At 43.7% G+C, this 2,988-nt stretch carries 4 protein-coding genes; 2 read left to right on the top strand and 2 right to left on the bottom strand.

Going from position 1 to position 2,988, the window contains the following annotated elements; translation table 11 throughout:
- On the bottom strand, positions 1-769 hold a 769-nt coding region (locus A1D16_RS15170), incomplete at its 3' end, for a site-specific integrase (protein WP_290710996.1).
- Positions 770-840: 71 nt separating this feature from the next.
- Positions 841-1,038 (bottom strand): 30S ribosomal protein S21, encoded by a 198-nt coding sequence (gene rpsU / locus A1D16_RS15175; protein ID WP_290710998.1) that lies wholly within the window; start codon positions 1,036-1,038, stop codon positions 841-843.
- 105 nt (positions 1,039-1,143) lie between these two features.
- On the opposite strand from rpsU, the gene A1D16_RS15180 reads away from it, so the two are divergent.
- A complete protein-coding gene (locus A1D16_RS15180; RefSeq protein ID WP_290711000.1) occupies positions 1,144-1,734 on the top strand; it encodes a riboflavin synthase in 591 nt (196 codons plus the stop codon).
- Positions 1,735-1,750: 16 nt separating this feature from the next.
- A complete protein-coding gene (locus tag A1D16_RS15185; protein WP_290711002.1) occupies positions 1,751-2,965 on the top strand; it encodes a hypothetical protein in 1,215 nt (404 codons plus the stop codon).
- Positions 2,966-2,988 lie beyond the last annotated feature (23 nt).

Here is a 2,988-nt window from a genome sequence, read left to right on the forward strand (position 1 = left end):
TGCCAAAACTGTGTCGAAGCACATGCGGGCTCTTTTTCTGCAGAGTGGTTAAACCAGCCAGGTATTCCCTCACCAGCCGGTAGATGTATTTGGCATAAACAGGTTTCCCTTTTTCCGTAACCAGCAAAAAATCCTTCGGGCCAAAATTTCCCCAATCCTGTTTTTTGCGGTTCTCATAATCGGTAATCATTTCCAGCAATACCGGTTGAAGGGGAACAATCCTTTCCTTACCCCCCTTACCCCAAACCCTTAACTGCTGTTGGTAAAAATTCACCTGCTGGTGCTGAATTTGCACTAACTCACTCAACCTTATGCCCGTTTGATAAAAGATAGCCAGCACCAGGCGGGTGGTAAGCCCCTTCCAGCCATCGCCGGCAGGAGGCTGGGTCAACAATGCCCCGGCCTGCTTTTCTTCCAGGTATACCGGTAGCCGTTTGGCCGTTTTAGGTGCTGAAAGCTGCACCACCGGCGAAACGGAAATCAACTTCTTACGAAGACAATACTTATAAAACGACCGGAGCGTAGACAATTTACGGGCAATGGTAGCGCCGGCTAAGGGCATTTTACCATCTTTTAGCGAAGAAAGCCAGGAACGCACCATAATAGTGCTGGCCTGTAATAGATTACTCTCCTCAAATTCCGTCACCAAAAAATCACGAAAAACGATCAAATCATCCTCATAGGCCCGCAACGTATGACCAGAATAGCGTTTTTCCAACGCTATATAAGAGAGAAAATCAGCTATGAATGGATCGACACTAACAGACATACAAAAGAGATCGCAACAAATCTACAAGATTGCTGCGATCTCTTCGCACTTATATTGAACAGTAAGATCGATTAAACTTCGAACTTGCCGGCTGCTACCTGCTGCTTGTAAACCGCTTTCAAAACTTCTGCACGGCGTCTAACAGATGGCTTGGTAAAAGACTGGCGATCTCTTAATTGAACCAGGATTTTAGCTTTCTCAAATTTCTTTTTATACTTTTTGAGCGCTTTGTCAATGTTTTCGCAGTCTTTTGAATCGATAATCAGCATAGAATATACCTCCTTTGGTAAATTTTTGGACGGCAAAGATAGGAAATAGCCTGTAAAGTCCAAATCCTTTTTCAGGAAAACTGGAATTGCCCCTAATTTGCAGCTATGTTCACAGGAATAATTGAAGCTACCGGTACCGTTTGCCAGGTCCAAACGGAGGGTTCAAATCGTATTTTCTGGCTCGAATCCAGCATTTCTCAGGAATTAAAGATCGACCAGAGCGTATCTCATAATGGCGTCTGCCTTACTGTCGACGCCCTTGCCACCAACCGGCACCGTATTACCGCAATTGCTGAAACACTGGAAAAAACAACCCTTGGCAACTGGAAACCAGGCAGCTTGGTGAACCTGGAGCGTTGTATGCGCCTGGATGACCGCCTGGATGGGCATATTGTACAGGGGCATGTTGATTGCACCGCCACTTGTATTTCAAAAACAGACAAATCAGGCAGTTGGGAGTTCCGGTTTAAAATACCCGGCCAGTTTTCATCCCTGATAATTGAAAAAGGGTCCATCTCCCTCAATGGCACCAGCCTTACCATCTTTGACCTCTCTGCTGATGAATTTACGGTAGCCATTATTCCCTATACCTACGAGCACACCAATATTAACCAGGTAGAACCCGGGAATACCGTAAATATAGAATTTGATCTTATCGGGAAATATGTAAACAGAATGAACCTGCTGAATCGATAAATACAATTTCCGGCAAATGAAAACAACTCTGGGAAACAAGTATCCATCTCTCCTTAAAGACTACCGCTGGATACTGACTTTTTGTGGGCTGTTTTTGCTAGTTCACCACCAACTGGCGCAACTTGGTTTCTATGGAATGGATGATATTAACTATGCCAGGTATGCCGCAACATTGAAATATGGAAACTTTAACTGGTTCTCCAGTACAGATCATTTCGCACATCGATGGATCCCGATAGTGGTTACCGGTATTGCGTATTATTTTTTGGGCATAAACGATTTTACATCGGCATTCTTTGGACTGCTTAGCACCCTGGGGTCCTGCTGGGCGCTGCTTCGTATAATGCGGCATTCCGAAATATCCGTACAACTGCTAAGCCTGGCGCTGTTTCTTTTTACCTATTCTACCGTATTTGCCGCTCATAGATTATGGCCCGACTCCGGTATCGTATTCTTTTTATTAGCTGCTCTTAATAGTTATCTGCACCATTCCCCTGCAACTATCCGGAAACATGCCTTCATTTTTAGCGCCTGCTTTTTTGCTACTCTTCTCTGTAAAGAAACCGCCTTGCTCTTTTTACCCTTAATAACCTTTCTTTTATTCAGAGACCTTACCAGGGCACGGAACACCTATTGGTGGAAACTGTGCATCGGCATAGGAGCCGTTTTCCTATTGCTGTACTTCGGAGCATATTGGTATGTGACCGGAAACCCGCTTTATCGGTACCATGTCCTGCAAACCAATAACTATCATAACTCCTGTTCCTTTGATCAGCTTCCGATTTCTTTCACCCTGAAAAGAATCAGCTATGAACTAGGGCTTGCATTTTTAAAAAACGGGGACGGGCTTTTGCTTCTACCTGCCATTTGCAGGCTTATTTACAGAAAAAAAATAACTTCCGTATTTCCACAAGATCCAATTCCGCTGTACTTTTTTATACTGTTGATGTCTTCCAACTTCATGAGCTTCTCTCTCACCAGTTACCTGCCCCTTTGCCAGGACACAAGACATTTTTTGTTTCTCCTTCCACTTGCTGCCATAACTGCCAGCCCCTTGCTACTTCAGTATATAAAAACACCCGGCGCTTTTCCGTTACTCCCCTGGTTGTTCCTGTCGGCCTTTTTGCTATTGTACTTTTTGAAAGCCGGTGAAATTCAATATGTGTATCTTTTGCTTGCCTTGTTTTTCTTATTGCTGCTGTTTTTTCAAAAAATCAATTCCAATTTTTAAACAATTTCAATTATTTATATTCC

The sequence above is a fragment of the Flavihumibacter sp. CACIAM 22H1 genome (assembly GCF_001601815.1).
GTDB lineage: Bacteria > Bacteroidota > Bacteroidia > Chitinophagales > Chitinophagaceae > Flavihumibacter.